General features: G+C 75.5%; 13 protein-coding genes and 1 pseudogene. 9 read left to right on the forward strand and 5 right to left on the reverse strand.

What is annotated here, in order from left to right; all coding sequences use genetic code 11:
- Positions 1-77: 77 nt before the first annotated feature.
- Positions 78-426 (reverse strand): annotated as a pseudogene (locus tag D7294_RS33980) (Tn3 family transposase); the annotation flags it as partial.
- A gap of 101 nt (positions 427-527) precedes the next feature.
- Between D7294_RS33980 and D7294_RS17250 the strand changes: the two are divergent.
- From D7294_RS17250 to D7294_RS17260, 3 genes are all read left to right on the forward strand, one after another.
- A complete protein-coding gene (locus D7294_RS17250) occupies positions 528-1,172 on the forward strand; it encodes a class I SAM-dependent DNA methyltransferase (protein ID WP_120680906.1) in 645 nt (214 codons plus the stop codon).
- Between the two features lie 336 nt (positions 1,173-1,508).
- Entirely contained in the window at positions 1,509-3,230 is a 1,722-nt protein-coding gene (locus D7294_RS17255) for a serine/threonine-protein kinase (RefSeq protein WP_241562429.1), read from the forward strand.
- Entirely contained in the window at positions 3,227-4,384 is a 1,158-nt protein-coding gene (locus D7294_RS17260) for an FHA domain-containing protein (protein ID WP_241562430.1), read from the forward strand. The genes D7294_RS17255 and D7294_RS17260 overlap by 4 nt, the downstream gene beginning before the upstream one ends.
- A 26-nt stretch (positions 4,385-4,410) precedes the next feature.
- Here D7294_RS17260 and D7294_RS17265 read toward each other — a convergent pair whose 3' ends face one another.
- Both D7294_RS17265 and D7294_RS17270 read right to left on the reverse strand, forming a co-directional pair.
- Positions 4,411-5,898 carry an aminopeptidase P family protein gene (locus tag D7294_RS17265; RefSeq protein WP_206619519.1) on the reverse strand — a complete coding sequence of 496 codons (1,488 nt, stop codon included), beginning with the start codon at positions 5,896-5,898 and terminating at the stop codon, positions 4,411-4,413.
- Positions 5,899-6,037: 139 nt separating this feature from the next.
- On the reverse strand, positions 6,038-7,018 hold the full coding sequence (locus tag D7294_RS17270) for a GNAT family N-acetyltransferase (RefSeq protein ID WP_120680665.1): 981 nt from the start codon (positions 7,016-7,018) through the stop codon (positions 6,038-6,040).
- A gap of 91 nt (positions 7,019-7,109) precedes the next feature.
- Between D7294_RS17270 and D7294_RS17275 the strand changes: the two genes are divergently transcribed.
- Positions 7,110-7,742, forward strand: coding sequence for a TetR/AcrR family transcriptional regulator (locus tag D7294_RS17275; RefSeq protein WP_120680667.1), 633 nt, complete (start codon positions 7,110-7,112; stop codon positions 7,740-7,742).
- 33 nt (positions 7,743-7,775) lie between these two features.
- On the opposite strand, the gene D7294_RS17280 is transcribed toward D7294_RS17275, so the two are convergent.
- Complete coding sequence (locus tag D7294_RS17280) at positions 7,776-8,882, reverse strand: CapA family protein (RefSeq protein WP_277751100.1); 1,107 nt, start codon at positions 8,880-8,882, stop codon at positions 7,776-7,778.
- Between the two features lie 592 nt (positions 8,883-9,474).
- Here D7294_RS17280 and D7294_RS17285 point away from each other — a divergent pair.
- From D7294_RS17285 to D7294_RS17305, 5 genes are all read left to right on the forward strand, one after another.
- Positions 9,475-10,113, forward strand: coding sequence for an SGNH/GDSL hydrolase family protein (locus D7294_RS17285; protein ID WP_241562431.1), 639 nt, complete (start codon positions 9,475-9,477; stop codon positions 10,111-10,113).
- A 5-nt stretch (positions 10,114-10,118) separates the two neighbouring features.
- Entirely contained in the window at positions 10,119-11,348 is a 1,230-nt protein-coding gene (locus D7294_RS17290) for an acyltransferase family protein (protein ID WP_120680671.1), read from the forward strand.
- 91 nt (positions 11,349-11,439) lie between these two features.
- The gene (locus D7294_RS17295; protein WP_241562432.1) at positions 11,440-12,069 is read left to right on the forward strand and encodes a GerMN domain-containing protein; all 630 of its coding nucleotides are present in this window, start codon (positions 11,440-11,442) and stop codon (positions 12,067-12,069) included.
- 121 nt (positions 12,070-12,190) lie between these two features.
- A complete protein-coding gene (locus D7294_RS17300) occupies positions 12,191-12,883 on the forward strand; it encodes a response regulator transcription factor (RefSeq protein ID WP_120680673.1) in 693 nt (230 codons plus the stop codon).
- Positions 12,880-14,349 (forward strand): sensor histidine kinase, encoded by a 1,470-nt coding sequence (locus D7294_RS17305; protein WP_120680675.1) that lies wholly within the window; start codon positions 12,880-12,882, stop codon positions 14,347-14,349. Before D7294_RS17300 ends, D7294_RS17305 begins: the two co-directional genes overlap by 4 nt.
- Before the next feature lie 152 nt (positions 14,350-14,501).
- On the opposite strand, the gene D7294_RS17310 is transcribed toward D7294_RS17305, so the two are convergent.
- On the reverse strand, positions 14,502-16,040 hold the full coding sequence (locus D7294_RS17310) for a pectate lyase family protein (RefSeq protein ID WP_120680677.1): 1,539 nt from the start codon (positions 16,038-16,040) through the stop codon (positions 14,502-14,504).
- Positions 16,041-16,235 lie beyond the last annotated feature (195 nt).

The raw sequence follows: 16,235 nt of genomic DNA on the forward strand, positions 1-16,235 counted from the left end.
GCCGACACCGGCTTCACCGCCAGCCTGGCCCCGCAAGCCAGGACAGGCAAGCCCTCCGCCCACTGCACGAGCCGCGGTCACGACAGTCGCTCGTCGTCCCCGTCCGAGACATCCACGTCCCGAGCGCGCAGAGACCGCAAACCCCCACCTGCCGGGACGGTGGCGTGGAAGCTGTAGCGGCCCAGGCAGTTGAGGTCGGCGTGTCCGAGCGGGGAAAGGCGGGCGCCGTCCTCGTACCGTCGTACTCCCGTTCCCCGGCGGGCAGCGCTCGCAGCTGCCCGCCGGCGGCGTCCAGGTAGCGGGTCGTCCACAGCACCGCGGCGTTCGGCACCAGGCCGCGCGCGCCGAGCGGTACGCCTGCATGATCTGCCCGCGCTTGCCGTGGCAGATGTCGCAGGCGTGCTTGTGGCGGGACTCCCGCACACTCCGGTTCTCGCCGGTTGCAGGAAATGCACAACAGCCCTTCTCCGAACCAAGCCATCGCGCCGCGTGATGACTTGTGTAGCCTGCGGTCGGTGGAGAGGGGACTGAACGCAGATGACTGGCTGGCGGATACGCGGACGTCTTATGACACCGTCGCTGCAAGTTACGCCGAGCTGACACGTCACCTCTTGGACGAAACACCCGAGGAGCGCGCGGTCTTGGCGCTGTTTGCCGACCTGGTGCGTGCCCAAGGCGGCGGGCTGGTCGCGGACGTGGGATGCGGGGCAGGCAGGATCACCGGCCACCTGCGGAACCTTGGCCTGGACGCGTTCGGCATCGATCTCTCACCGGGTATGGTCGATGTGGCCCGTCGTGAACACCCCGGCGTGCGGTTCGATCTCGGTTCCATGACGGACCTCGCCTTGGCCGACGCCTCCGTGACTGGCCTGGTCGCCTGGTACTCACTGATCCACATTCCTGACGACGAGATCGGCTCGGTGCTTGCGCATTTCCGTCGAGTGCTTCGGCCCGGTGGGCCGTTGCTGCTCAGTTTCCACGTCGGCGATGAGTCGCGGTTGAAGACCGAGGGCTATGGCGGGCACCCGATGAAGGTCTATGTCCATCGCAGGCAGCACGACCAGACGATTGCGTGGCTCAACGAAGCTGGCTTCGCCGTCGAGACGCACAAGACTCTCACCTCGGCCGAGAGCAAACTGGGAGGGATCATCCTCGCGCGTCGCCAACCTTGAGCGGCTCCGCCAGTCTCCTGGCGGAGCCGGGATCAGGTGGTCCGTGCGGCAATCCCCCCGACGGTGGGGTGCTGCGGCACACCTACGCAAGCGTCCGGTTCGAGGCCGGCGAGTCCATCGTCAGTTGGGGTTTGCACCTCGGGGAAGCACAGGACGGGCGTGGAGGGGCAGCGGTGCAGTGCCGCGGGGACGGCGTGACGTGGGGCCCCGGGGCCGTGTCCCGGGTGGCGGGCCGTCCGCTGCCCGGCGGTCCGCCGTCGCCCCCGGCCGCGCCCGGCGTCTGCCGCCCGGCCTGCCCGCCGTCCCCGTCTCCCGTCGTCTTCGGAGGAAACCGCGTTGCCGCCCCGCCCCGGATCACCACTCGAACCCCTCATACCGGAGGACCCGCGTGAGGTCGCCGGCTACCGGCTGCTGGCCCGGCTGGGCGAGGGCGGCATGGGCACCGTCTACCTCTCGCACACCCGCGGCGGCCAGCCCGTCGCCCTCAAGCTGATCCGCCGCGACCTGGGCCGCGACGACACGTTCCGGCGCCGCTTCGCGCAGGAGGTCACCGCAGCGCGGCGCGTCAAGGGCTACCACCTCCTCCAGGTCGTCGACCACGACATCAGCGGCGAACGGCCCTGGCTGGCCACCGAGTTCGTCGCCGGTCTGCCGCTGCACGACGCGCTGGCCGAGCACGGCCCGCTGCCGCTGCCCGCCGCCCTGCGCCTGACGGGCTGCGCCGCGCGGGCCCTGCAGTCGATCCACGCCGCGGGCGTCGTGCACCGCGACCTGAAGCCGAGCAATCTGATGCTCACCGAATCCGGCCCCCACGTCATCGACTTCGGCATCGCGCGCGCCGCGGACGCCACCCAGCTCACCACCTCGAACGGCTTCATCGGCACCCCGCACTACATGTCGCCCGAGCACGCCCTCGGGCAGCCGGTGGGGCCGGCCGGCGACGTGTTCGCGCTCGGCCTGATCGCCGCCGTCGCGGCCACCGGCCGTCATCCCTACGGGGAGGGCGGGGGCCTGACCGTGGCCACCCTCATCGCCGGCACCGAGCAGCGCCCGCCGGACCTCTCCGGCTATCCGGAGCCGCTGCGCGAGGTGCTCACCCGCACGCTGGCCGCCGACCCCGGCCGGCGGATCGCCCCGGCCGAACTCGCCGCACTCTGCGAACGGCTGGCCGGGGAGCCGCTGGACGACCTGCGCGACTGGCTGCCCGCGCCGGTCACCGCGTCGATCCGGACCCGCGCCGCCGAGATCCGCACCCCGCCGCCCCCGCAGGCCCCCGCGTTCGGCGGGACCACGCAGGGCAGCGCGGCGTTCCCCGGCACGACGGGTGCCCCGGCGCCGCCCCCGCCGCCCACGTACCGCGCGACAGCGCCCGGCGAGCGCCCCGCCCCGGCGCCCGCCGCGCCCGCACCGTCCGGTCCGCCCCGGCGCGGCCGGCTGCCCCTCGCCCTCGGCGCGGCCGGTGCCGGGGCCCTGGCGGTGCTGCTGCTCAACCTGCTGCCCCTGGGCGGCGACGGCGACAACGAGGCCGAAGGCGGCGGGTCGTCCGCCGGGTCGGCCACCGACCCGGCCACCACCCCCGGCCGGCCGGAGGAGGACACCACCTCCCCGCCGCCCACGGAAGCGGAGACCGCACAGGAGCCCGAGCCGGAGCCCTACACCCTCCTCATCGAGGCCCAGCCGTTCGAACTGCGCACCGACGACTACACCGACGTCGGCGTCGACTACGACGAGCCCTTCGCGGGCACCGACGTCGACGACTACGACGCGCTGGAGCTGTACCTGGGGGACAGCCTGAAGGAGCGCTGGGAGTTCCAGACCGCGACGGGCCTCGCCTCCGGGCCGACGGCGCAGGAGTGCGAGCTCGGCTCCCGCACCAACGTCCTGCCGGAGTCCCTCGACTACGCCGACTTCGAGGACACCCTCCCCGTCGGCAGCCTCCTGTGCACCACGACCAGCGAGGGCAACATCGCCCTGCTCGAGGTCACCGCGCTCACCCCCGTCGACGACCGTTACGACGTCTCCACCCTGCTCACCGTCTGGGAGCCGGCCCGGCCATGACCCGTCACGACCTCGCGAGCCTGGAGCGCCACCTGGCGGCCACCCACGAGGAGGCCGACGCCCTGGTCGACCTGTCCAACGTCCTCCGCGACGAGCGCCTCGGCGGCCACCACCCCCGTTCGCTGCACCGCCTGCGCCTGGTCCTGGACGCCCTCGCCGACCGGGCCGGCGACCGGGCGGTGCGCGTCCACGCCGTCGCCGACCGCAGCCTGCGCCGGGCCGGCGGCGCGTTCCCCGGCCCGGCGGAGCCCGCGCTGCTGGCACGCTGGGCCGGCCGCGGCCTGATCGAGGAGGCCGGCGACGCCGACGAGCCCCTGCTGGACCTCGCCGAGGTCACCGGCCTCCCCGTCATCTCCCGGGACGACTTCCGGGACTTCCGCACCAGCCACCCCTGGATCCAGGGCAACACCACGCAGTTCCTCGCCCCGGCCCGCGAGGGCGACCGGGTGGTGCTGCGCGAGCGGGACATGGGCATCCGCACCCCGGCGCAGATCTCCCGGAAGATCGAGGAGTCCGACCTCAAGGCCCACGGTCTGCTCGCCGGACGCCACCGCAGGCCGATGCGGGAGATCGTCACCCGCCACTGGCGCTGCCCCGAACGCGGCTGCGCGCTCTACGACCGCCGCCGCGGAAGCCAGGTGCGGCTCCCCCTCATGCGGCACGGCGTCCCGGTCTGCGAGCTGCACCGCGCCCCGCTGGCCGACGACGGCCCGCGCACCGGCATCGTGCAGCTGAAACTCCTCGTCGACGGCGCCTGCGTACACCGCTTCACCCTCGACGCGGACACCACCGTGGAGATCGGGCGCGCCCCGGACGCCGGCGGCATCGCCCTGTACCGGCTGCTCCCGGAGGAACTGGCCCGCCGCGTCAGCCGGCGCCACCTCATCGCCACCGTCACCGGCGGCGACCTCACCCTCCGGAACCTCAGCAGCCGCGGCACCCGCCTGCTGCGCCCCGGGGCCCCCGGGCCGGTGCCGCTCAGCGCCGACCGCGGCGTCCCGTTCCACGTCAACGACATCGCGGAACTCACCCCGGGCGCCGCGCTCACCCGCAGCGCCCGCCGCTACCCGGCGGAGATCGCCGCCGCTTGGCGCCGCTCCGGGGCCAAAGCCCCCGCACGGGGCCCGGCGCACGCCGACACGGAGTGGCTCTGAGGCCGCCTTCCCGGCCGGCGGCCGTCTCACGCGGCGGCGGTGCCGGGATCGCGGGGGCCCGCCTCGCGTTGGGCGGCGAGCCAGGACTCGACCTCGTGCGGCTCTGTGGGAAGCGCCCCGGTGAGCAGGTGCGCGCCGGTGGCGGTGATCCGGACGTCGTCCTCGATCCGCACGCCGATGCCCCGCAGTTCCGCGGGCACCAGGTCGTCGTGCGGCTGGAAGTACAGGCCGGGCTCCATGGTCAGCACGTGGTTCTCGCGCAGGACGCCGCCGGCGTACGCCTCGGGGCGCGAATGCCCGCAGTCGTGCACGTCCAGGCCGAGCATGTGGCCGAATCCGTGCAGCGTCCAGCGGCGGTACGCGAACGACGCCGGGTCCTGCGCCTCGGCCACGCTGCCCTTGAGGAGGCCGAGGTCGCGCAGGCCCTCGGCCAGCACCCGCGTGCAGACCTCCTGGATCTCCGCGAAGGCGACGCCGGGCGCCATCGCCGCCAGCCCCGCGGTCCGTGACGCGTGCACCAGCTCGTACACGTCGCGCTGGGCCGGGCTGAACGCCCCGGACACGGGCAGGACGCGGGTCACGTCGGCGGTGTAGCCGTGGACGTTCTCGACGCCCGCGTCCAGGAGCAGGACCTGCCCGGGGTCCGCGGTGCCGTCGTTGCGGGACCAGTGCAGGATCGCCGCGCGGGGGCCGCCGGCCACGACGGAGCTGTAGCCGACGCCGTTGCCCGCGACGCGGGCGCGCCAGCCGAAGACGCCGTCGAGGTACCGCTCCGGGGTGGGCGCGTCCGGCCGCAGCCGGCGGGCGACGTCCTCGAAGCCGAGGATCGTGGCGTCCACCGCGTCCTGCAGCTGGGCGATCTCCCACTCGTCCTTCTCCAGCCGCAGTTCGGACAGCACGCTCGCGAGCAGCGCGTCCCGCTCGGCGTTGCCCGCGGTGGCCGGCAGCGTCCCGGGTTCGAGGCCGCCGTCGATTCCCGGGTGGTAGCCGCGCAGGACCCGCAGCCGCGGGGAATCCGCCACCGCATCGAGCACCGCGGGCAGTTCGTCGAGCGGCCGGGTCTCGATGCCCAGGATCGCGGACTTCTCCTCGGGCGCGTACCCACGGCCGTACCACATCTCGCCGTTCATGCGGTCCAGGTACCCGGCGCCGGACGCGGCGTCGTACCGGCGCCGGGTGTACAGGACGGCGTCGTGCCCCGTGGCCACCGGATGCAGCACGAGCACCGAGTCGGGTTCCTGATCGCCGGTCAGCCAGAGGAAGTCGCTTCCGGCGCGGAAGAGGTACGGCGCTCCGAAGGTGCGCGAGCGGATGGTGCCGGTGGGGACGACCAGCGTGTCCCCGGGGAAGGCCGCGGAGAGCAGGGACCTGCGCCGGGCGAGGTGCGCGCGGTGGGGCACCGGGGTGAGGTCGGCCCTCTCCGGGCGCCAACCGGTGGCCATGAAGTCCAGGAACTGCCGGGGGACGGCGCTGTCGTGACTGCCCGACAGCTCCTCGCGTCCGATGTTGGGCACCGTGCTTCCTTTCCCCACCGTGGTGGTGTCCTCGCTCGCCGGCCGCGTCCGCGGCCGGCCGCGCTCGTGCGTCCCGCTCGTACGTCCCGCTCGCGCGCCCGCTCGTGCGCCCGGCCCGGGCGCGAGGCGCGCGCGGCCCTCACGGCGGGGGGAGGGCCGGTTCCTCGCGCCAGGCCACGGAGGACATCCGCCAGCCGGCCGGGGTCCGCAGGAACTGGGTCGTCTTGTGGCCGCCCCCCTCGAACCGCTTTCCGTCCCGGCGGCCCGAGGTGCGGTAGGTGCTGAGGCGGTGGGCGAGCGATCCGGCGATCTCGGTGCGCTCGCCGGCCTCCCACTCGGAGAACTCCGTCAGGGTGCCGTCGGTGAGCATCCGCTGCCGCGATGCGATGAACGCGTCCAGATCCATGACCACCGGCTGCTCCCCGGTGTGCGAGACGAGCAGCGCCCCGGGGACGAACAGGTCGCGCACGGCCTCGACGTCCGCCCGCCTGCCGCCGGCGTTGGTGAAGGCGGCCAGGAACGCGCCCATCAGCCGGTCGAGTTCGGCCTGGACGCCGGCCCGGGTCGCGGCCGGGCCCCCGGGCGGCCATTCCCCCGAGAGGACCGACCACACCTCGCTGTCCTGCCGGACGCCCCGGTGGGGATGGCGCTGCCGCAGCACGCCCTCCCTGGCCATGCCGAGGCGGCGCGCGACGGCGATGCTGCGGGTGTTGCCCGCGGCGGCCCACCACTCGACCCGGCTCATCCCGCGCGCCGTGAAGGCCCAGTCGATCAGCGCGCGGCAGGCCCGGGTCACCAGTCCCCTGCCCTGCCCGGCCTCCTCCAGCCAGCAGCCGAGCTCGCACACCCCGGTGGCGGAGTCGAAGCGGGTGAACATGACGCCGCCGACCAGCGTGCCCTCCCGCCATATCCCGTACAGCGCGCCGCCGTCCGCGGCCCGCAGGTCGGCGTATCGCCTGAGAGTCGCGGTGGCCGAGGCGAGGTCGTGGCTCAGCGACGCCCAGGGAATCCACGGGTCCACCAGCGGGCGGGCCCGGTCGAGGTGCGCGAGGAACTCCGGCGCCTGCCACGGCTCCAGCGGGCCGAGCCTGGCCTGGTCACCGAGCGCGAGGCTGAGCACGAGAGATCCGCCCTCCGGGTCGGCGTCCCCGGGAACACGCCTGCGGCGCCCACCCGGTACGTAACAAACGTTTGGTATGTAAAATAGCAGCATGCCGCCACCCGCACCAGGAGACCGCGAAGCCCGCCGCAAGGACGTGTCGGAGGCGGTGTGGCAGGTGCTCGCCGCCAGGGGATTCGGCGGCCTGACCCTGCGCGCCGTCGCCGCCGCCATGGGCGTCTCGACCGGCATGCTGACGCACTACTTCCCCTCCAAGCGCGCCCTCGTCACGCACGCGCTCGACCTGCTGGAGGAGAACACCGCGCAGCGCTCCCGCCGGGCGCGCCCCTCCGCCGGCCTCGGCGGCGCGCGCGCCGTGCTCCTCGACCTCCTGCCGCTGACCCCGGCCGACGCCGGCCGCAGCCGCATCTGGGTCAGTTCCTGGGACCTCTCCCTCGCCGACGACGCCCTGTCCGCCCAGCAGGCCGACCGCTACACGAGGCTGCGCGCCACCCTCCGCCCCTTCTTCGAGACCGCGCGCGCCCGCGGCGAGATCCCGGCCGGCGATCCGGAACACCTGGCCGCCGCGGCCGTCGCCTTCGCCCACGGGCTCGTCGTCCAGGCCCTCTTCGCGCCCGGCCGCTTCCCCGAGGAGGTGCAGATCGCCATGCTGGACGACTTCCTCACCGGGCTCACGCTCCCCCGGCCCCCCGCCGGGGGCGGCGGGCCGTCCCCCGGCCGGTGACCCCGCCCCGGGGCGCGGGCCCGGCCGGGGCCCTCACCCGCCGGTGGGCGCCCCCTCGGCGAGGCCCAGCGTGCCGTCGGGTTCCAGGGTCACCTCCACGCCCTCGCTGATCGCGTCGAGCGTCGCGCGCAGCCAGGCGCGGTCCTGCGCCGGCGCACGCTCCAGGCGCATCCGGCGGGCGCGCAGCGGCACCATGCGCAGCCGGGCCAGCCGGCCCGTGCCGGCCGCCAGGGAGACGAGGTAGGCGAGGCGGAGGTCGGCGCGGTACTCCTCGTGGCCGCGGATGCCCTCGTAGTCGTCGATGAAGTCCCCGCAGCCGTAGAGGATCAGCCGGCCGCGGTACACCTCCAGGGGGCGCGGGTGGTGCGAGGAGTGCCCGTGGACCAGGTCGGCCCCGCCGTCCACCAGGGCGTGGGCGAACCGGATCTGCTCCCTGGGCACCTCGTGGCCCCAGTTGGAGCCCCAGTGCACGGAGACGACGGCGAGGTCGCCGGGGCGCTTGGCCTGCCGTACGCGCCCGGCCAGGGCCGCGGCCGCGGCGGCCGTCGGCTCGGGCACACAGGCGACCCCGGCCCCGTCCGCGGTCGCCGCCCAGCCGGGCGGGATGCCGCTGGACGACATGCCGACGGCGAACACCAGGACGCGGGCCGCGGGCCCCACCGGGACGGCGGCCGGGGCGTGGGCGGCCGCGGCGTCCCGCCCGGCCCCGGCCGCCCCGAGGCCCGCCCCGGCCAGCGCGTCCAGGGTGTCGGTCAGGCCGCGGCGGCCGAAGTCCAGGACGTGGTTGTTGGCCAGCACGCAGACGTCGGGCCGGGCCACCGCAAGCGCCGGGAGGTTGGCCGGGTGCATCCGGTAGTGGACGGCCTTGCCAGGGGCGAACTCCCCGCGGCCGGTGATCGAGGTCTCGACGTTCAGGATGCGGACCTGCGGGGCGGCCCGCTCCAGCACGTCGAGCGCCTCGCCCCAGGGCCAGGTGGGGGCGACCGGCGCGGGAATCGGGCCGCTCGCCCGCTCCGCCAGCGCCACGTAGGACCGCGCGTCCCGCACGTACTCCTCGCGCAGCCGCGGGTCGCCCGGCCGCGGGAGGATCTGGTCGACGCCACGGCCGAGCATCACGTCCCCGGTCAGGAACAGGGTCACGAGGCCGGCGCCCCGCTCCCCGCCGCGGCCGGCCCCGCCGGGCGCCGGGGCGGTCACGCGCCGGGCCGCGGGCGGACGCGGTGCGCAGGGTCTGCCATCGCCGTGCTCCGCTCGGCCGGACGTGGTGGGTGGGCACGGCCGCACGCCCGGTCGCGGGCGGCGGCCGAGGGCGGCCGCGAAGGCGCCACACCCCCAGGATGCCCGACATGTCCCCAGGCGTCTTCCGCGGCGGCCCGGGCGGGGCGCCTCGCGGGGGACGGAGGTGACGGGCGTTCTCCCGTTGTGTGAGCGGGTGATGACGGCGCGGCCGATCGGCGAGTCCGGCTGATTCGCTGACGCCATGCAGAGCGACACGCGAAGCGACATATCTGCCTCACCTGGCCCCCGCGACTCCTCCGGCCGCCGTCGGCCCCGGCCCGGGCCCGCCCGCGCCGCGAACGCCTTCGCCGGCCTCGCCGCCCTCGGCGCCCTGCTGACCGGGTGCGGCGCGGGCGACTCAGGTGCGGACGGCGCCCCAGGGGCCTCCTCCGCGCCCCCGCCCGCCGGGGAGGAGGCGCTCAGGCTCCTGTGGCTGGGGGACTCCATCGCCGGGGTGGAGGGCACGGCGCTGCGGGCCGCGCTGACGGCGAGCGGCGTGGACGTCGAGGACGCCTCCTCCGACGGCGGCGGCACCGTGGTGGAGGGCGACGCGGCCATCCGCCCGCTCGCCGAGGCGACGTGGCGCGAGCTGGCCGAGGACCTCGCCTCCTTCCGCCCCGACGTGCTCGCCTATCAGCTCACCACCTACGACTGGGGCACGCCCGCGCAGCAGCGCGCCTCGTACGAGAGGCTCGCCGGGGCCGCGCGGGAGGCCGGCGCGGACCTGGTCCTCGTCTCGGCGCCGCCCTTCAGGATCGACGACTTCTACCGGGGGCACGAGAGCGCCCTGGACAGCGCCCCCGCGGCGGCCGAGGAGGTCGCGGAGGCGCACCGGGAGGCGCGCGGAGCGGCGGGCGGCGCGCGGGTGCGTTTCCTGGACTCCCGGGAGCTGTGGGGCGCCGATGCCGAGGCGGAGCGGGCACAGCGCGCCCCGGACGGCATCCACTCCTGCCAGCAGGGTTCGGCCGCCTTCGCCGCCTGGTTCGCCGAACGGCTCGGCGAGTGGTACGACTTCGCCCCGGCCGCGCCCGAGGACTGGGCGAACGGCTCCTGGACCGGGGACGAGCGGTTCGCCAACCTGGGCTGCGCGTGAGGGCCGTGACGTCCCGCCCGCGGCGCGCAGGCCGCCGCGCGCCAGGACCGGCCCACGGGGCCGCCGGCCGGGTCGCCCCGCTGGACGGACTGCGCGGCTGCGCCGTCGCGGGCGTGCTGCTCTTCCACGCCGGGCACCTGAGCGGCGGCTTCCTCGGCGTCGACCTGTTCTTCGTGCTCTCGGGCTTCCTCATCACCGGCCTGCTGCTGCGCGAGGCCGCGCAGGGCGGCCGGGTCGACCTGGCCGCGTTCTGGGGGCGCCGGGCCAGGCGCCTGCTGCCGGCGCCGGCCGTCCTCGGCGTCGGCACGCTGCTGCTGGCCTGGGCGTTCGGCTCGCCCGCGCTGCTTCGCCTCGCGCTGGACGACGCGCCCTGGGCGGCGATCCAGGGCGCGAACTGGCACGACATCGCGGAGCGGATCGGCTACTGGGACGCCTCGGGCACCCGGCTGTTCGCCCACCTGTGGAGCCTCGCCGTCGAGTGGCAGTTCTACCTGGTGTGGCCGCCGGTGGTCGCGGCCGCCGCCCGCGGCCGGGGCGGCGAGCGGCGCGTCGCCGCCCTCGCCGCGGCCGGGGCGACGGCCTCCGCGCTGCTCATGGCGGGCCTGGCCAACCCGGTGGACGGCACGCGGGTGTACGAGGGCACCGACACCCGGGCGTTCTCGCTGCTGCTGGGCGCGCTGGCCGCCACGGCGCCGGTTCCGGGCCTGCTCGCGCGGGTGCCCCGGCGGGTCGCGGACGTGGCCGCCGCGCTGCTGGGGTGCGGGCTGGCCGCCTCGTGGGCGCTGACCGGCGGCCACGGCTCCCCGGGGCTGTTCCGGGGCGGGCTGTTCGCCCACTCGCTGGCGGCGGCCCTGCTGGTCGCGCTGCTGGCCGCGGCGCCAGGGGGCCGCGCCGGGCGGCTGGTGGGCGCCGCCGTCCCGCGCCGGCTCGGCGCGCTGTCGTACAGCCTGTACCTGTGGCACTGGCCGGTGTATCTCCTGCTGCCGGACGAGGTGTTCGGGGTCGGCGGCTGGGGGCGTACGGCCCTGGCGATCGGCCTGTCCCTCGGGGCGGCCGTGCTGTCGAAGACCTGGGTGGAGGACCCGGTGCGCTTCCGCGCGCGGTGGGCGTTCGGCCGCCGGGGGCTGCTCGCGCTGGCCGCCGCGGCCGCCCTGGCCGCCGGGGTGTGGGCGGCCATACCGCGGCCGCATCCCGGGGCGGGCACGGTGGATGTGACCCGGCTGATGGCATCGTAGGCAGCGCGGCGCACCGGCCGCCGCGGGGCGAGGGAGGCGGCGGCAGCCGGGAGACGTGCGGGGAGACCCGAGGGGAGAGGTGCGGGGAGACATGGGGAGAGACCCGAGGAGCCCGGGCAACCCGGGAAACCCGGGGAACCCGGGGAAGGCGCCGGGCGGCGGGCGGGCGGCGGGGCGCCGGCCGGGGCCGCGGGCCGGCCTGTGCGCCGTGCTGGCGGCGACCGCGGCGCTGGCCGGCTGTGGGATCTCCGACGCCGGGCCGCGGAACGCGGGGGCGCCGGCCGTGGGCGGGCTGAACCGCGAGGGCTCCGAGCTGGTGCGGGTGTACTTCCTCACGCCGGACGGGCCCTGGCCCGCCACGCGACCGGCGCCCCCGGGCGCGGGTCCGCAGCAGGCACTGGACGCCCTGCTGGGCGGGCCGACCGCCCAGGAGCGGGCGCGCGGTCTGGACACCGCGCTGCCGGCGGGCTCCCGGGTCGGCGTGCAGACCTCCGCGGGCACGGTGGACCTCCGGCTGCCGTGGACCGTGGCCGAGTTGGCGGGCGCGGCGGTGAGCCAGCTGGTGTGCACGGCCGCCGCGGCGCCGGGGATTCCCGGCGGGAAGCCGCCGGTGGACGTGGTGGTGCGCGTCCACGAGGCGGGCTTCGAGGGCAGCCCCTGGGAGGTCGGCTGCGACGAGACCGGCACCGTGGTGCCCCGGGGACACGCCCCCTCGGGGTAGGGAGCGCGGAAGGACGCGGAAAGGGCGCGGAAGGGCAGGGGGAGACGCGGAAGGAACGCCCCGAAGGAGTGGGGAAGGAAAGCGGAACGGACATGGAAGGAACGGAAAGGGGGGCCGCTCCATGACGCGGGTCCTGCTGATCGAGGACGATCCGGCCGTGCGGCGCGGGGTCTCGATGGCGCTGCGACGGCGCGGCCACGAGGTCGAGGCGGTCGGCACCGGCGAGGACGGGCTGGCGGCGCTGGCCGCCTCCGCGCCGGAGATCGTGCTGCTCGACCTGATGCTGCCCGGCATCAGCGGTCTTGAGGTGTGCCGGCGCATCCGCGAACTCGGCCAGGTGCCGCTGGTCATCCTCTCCGCGCGCGGCGACGACGTGGACGTCGTGGTGGGCCTGGAGGCCGGGGCCGACGACTACGTCGTCAAGCCCGCGGGCGGCGAGGTGATCGCGGCCCGCATGCGCGCCGTGCTGCGCCGGGTGGCGCCCTCCCCGCCCGGTGCGGCCGCGCGGGAGGAACACGCCGCCTTCGGCGACCTGGAGATCGACCGGGCGGCCCTGCGCGTGACCAAGGGCGGCAGGCAGCTGGCGCTTGCCCCCTCCGAACTCAAGCTGCTGCTGTTCCTGACGGCCTTCCCCGAGCGCACCTTCAGCCGCAGGGAGCTTCTCGAACAGGTGTGGGAGCACAGCTACTACGGGGACGCCCGGCTGGTCGACGCCTGCGTGATGCGGCTGCGCGCGAAGACCGAGGACGACCCGAGGAACCCGCGCTACGTGCAGACGGTGCGGGGCTTCGGCTACCGCTTCGGCCCGCTGTGAGGCGGCGCCTGATCCCCCGGGGTCTCGGCACCCGGCTCGTGGCGGGCTTCCTGCTGGTGTCCGCCCTCAGCGCCCTGACCACCGCCGCCCTCACCTACCGCCAGGCGCGTTCGGCCATCCTGGAGCGGGTGCAGGACAACGCCGTGCACGAGCTGCGCGCCCGGGTCGACTCCCTCGCGCCCGACCTGCCGGCCCGGCCCACCGAGGCCGATCTGCGGGCGCTCACCCGGCAGCTGGACCGCTCCGCCGGGGCCCACGAGTGGCGCACCGCCGCCGTCTTCCGCGAGGGAGGGCCGGTCACCGCGGGCGCCGCGGCCCCCGCCCTGCCGGCCGAACTGCCGGCCGCCGCCTCCGCGGCGCGGACGGCCCTGGCCCAGCGCTTCCACCACGAGGGCGAGCCCTGGCTGGCCCTCGCCCTGCCGGTCTCCTCCGCCGGGGACTCCTTCGAGCCCTCGGGTCTCGTGGTGTACGCCTCCTTCTCCCTGGCCTCCGAGCAGCAGGACATCGCCTCGCTGGTCACCGCGGCGCGCGCCGGGGCCCTGCCGGTGGTGCTCGCCGCCGCGGTGCCCGCCCTGCTGGTCGCCCGCCGCGTCCTGCGGCCGGTGCGGCGCCTGCGTGCCGCGGCCGAGGACATGGCGGGCGGCGCCCTGGACACCCGCATCCGCGTCACCGGCGAGGACGAGCTGGCCGACCTCGGCCGCACCTTCAACGCGATGGCCCGCACCCTGCAGGCGGACGCGGAGCTCAGGCGGGAGATGGAGGCCAAGGCCCGCCGGTTCGCGGCGGACGTCTCCCACGAACTGCGCACGCCCCTGGCGGCGATGACCGCGGTGACCGGCCTCCTCGACGAGGACGCCGCCTCCGGCCGCCTCCCGGCGGAGACCGCGGAGGCGCTGGGCCTGGTCGCGGGCGAGACCCGCAAGCTGGTGCGCATGGTGGAGGACCTGATGGAGATCTCCCGCTTCGACGCGGGCGCCGCCCGGCTGGACCCGGAGGAGGTCGAGGTCGGCGAACTCCTGCGCAGGACCCTCGCGTTGCGCCACTGGCAGGACCGGGTCCAGGTGGAGACGCCGGAAGGCGGGCTGCGCGCCCGCCTCGATCCGCGCCGGGTGGACGTGGTCCTCGCCAACCTCGTCGGCAACGCCCTGCGCCACGGCGGGCCGGGGGCGCGGGTCCGCGTGCGGGCCGAGGCCGGCGGCGAGGGAGCGGGCCTGCGCATCGTGGTGGCCGACGACGGTCCCGGCATCCCGCCCGAGGTGCTGCCGCACGTCTTCGACCGGTTCACCAGGGGGGCGGCGGCGCGCGCCCACGGCGAGGGCAGCGGCCTCGGCCTGGCCATAGCCGCCGAGAACGCCCGGCTGCACGGCGGCACCCTCACCGCCGCCAACTCCCCGCGGGGCGGCGCCGTCTTCACCCTCACCCTGCCGCGGCAGGCGGTCACGTCCCCCGGGGAGCGGGCGACCTGACCCGGGCCGCCCCGCGCCCCGTGGCGCCCGGGCGGGTGCGGCCCGCCCGGCCCGCGGCATGGCCGCCGGGCCGGACGGGCCGCAGGGGCGGCGCCCGTCGAACGGCGCCCTGCACGCCGTGTGCTTCGGTGGCGTGCTTCGGACGGGGTGCCTCAGGCGGCGTACGTCTCGTACTCGGCGATGCGCGGCGTGCCGCTGGAGCCGGTGATCTGGAAGGTGATCTTCCGCAGGCTGGTGGTGGGGAAGGAGATGACGCCCGCGCCGTTGCCCGAGGCCAGAACGGCGCCGTTGTCGGCGTCGACCACTCGCCAGGAGCCGATGTTCCCGGTGGCGCCCGCGGCCTCGCGGATGTTGATCCAGGAGACGGTGGTGGCCGCGTCCCACTTGATCGAGATCGAGCCCGTCGCGCCGTCCGGCGACCAGTACGTGTTCATGTTCCCGTCGCGCACATTGCCGTAGCTCGTCCCGTCCGCCTTGCCGGTGCCGTCCGAGCCGGCGCCGAGGCTGAGGTTCGTGCCGCCGGGCTCCGTCGGGTCGGTCGGGTCCGTGGGGTCGGTCGGGTCGGTGGGGTCGTCCGGGACCTGCGGCGTGCAGTTGCCGTCCGACACCCGCATCCCGGTGCCCGCGCCCGCGGTGCGGCTGACGACGTCGGGCACGCAGGTGGCCTCGTCGAGGGTGTAGGAGTAGGGAATGCTGACGGTGGTGTTGGACTGCGGGTCCGGCCCCGCGGGCTGGTTGTCGTCGGCCGGGCTCGACCAGGTCACGTTGTCGAAGATGTTGCCGTTGACCTGCCAGTAGCCGGCCTCGTCGGTGTAGAAGGTGCCCAGGACGTCCTTGGAGTCCTCGAAGTAGTTGTTGTCCACCCTGGCGTGCGCCCCGGCCCTGGAGTTGATCCCGGACTTGACGAGGCCCACGTAGTGGTTGTTGTAGATGTGGGCGGTCCCGCCGCGCAGCAGCGGGGTGCGGGAGTCGATGTTCTCGTACAGGTTGTGGTGGAAGGTGACGTAGCCGTTGGAGAGGTCGCTCTCGCTCGACCCGATCAGCCCGCCGCGGCCCGAGTTGCGCAGGATGCTGTAGGACAGCGTCACGTACTGGGTGTTGTCCTTCATGTCGAAGAGGCCGTCGAAGCCCTCGTCCTCGCCGCCGGAGGCCTCCAGGGTGACGTGGTCGACCCAGACGTTGCGGACGTCGCTCTCCATGCCGATGGCGTCCCCGCCGTTGGAGGTGGGCGAGCCGGACTTCTTGACGTTCCTGACGGTCACGTTCTGGATGACGATGTTGCTGGACTCGCGGATGTGGATGCCGAGTTGGTCGAAGACGGCGCCGCTGCCCACGCCGATGAGGGTGACGTTGCTGATCTGCTTGAGCTCGATCCTGTCCTCGGCGGTGTTGCAGCTGTCGCCCGAGACCTTGCTGGTGTTGCCGTGGTTGATCGTCCCCTCGACCTCGATGGTGATCGGGGTACTGCTGCTGGCCCGGTTGCACAGGGCCTCGTGGATCTCGGTTCCGGTGGTGGCCCGGACCGTCTGCCCGCCGGCGCCGCCGGTGGTCCCGCCGTTCTGGGTCGCGTAGCCGGTGACGCCGCCCGTCGCGGCCGAGGCGCTGGGCATGGTCAGGACCACGCCGACCGCGGCCACGATGGCCAGTAAGGCGAGCGCCGCGTGAAGGCGCAGCGTGACTAACCGTCTCATATCGGATCGCCCTTCCTTTTCGAGTGCCGGATGGTGCTGCTGCGTGCGGGGGGAACGCGGCGACCCGGGCCGGGGCGGATGCCACCGGCTTGTCCGGTGCGGGCCACGGGTGCCGTGACAGCGCTTTCTCCACCGCCCGGCCTGGCCGCCGGCCTCGGGGAGCGCCGTGTGCACGGCGATCGCCCGGGCCGGGAG

This window comes from Streptomyces hoynatensis (assembly GCF_003626535.1).
GTDB lineage: Bacteria > Actinomycetota > Actinomycetes > Streptomycetales > Streptomycetaceae > Streptomyces > Streptomyces hoynatensis.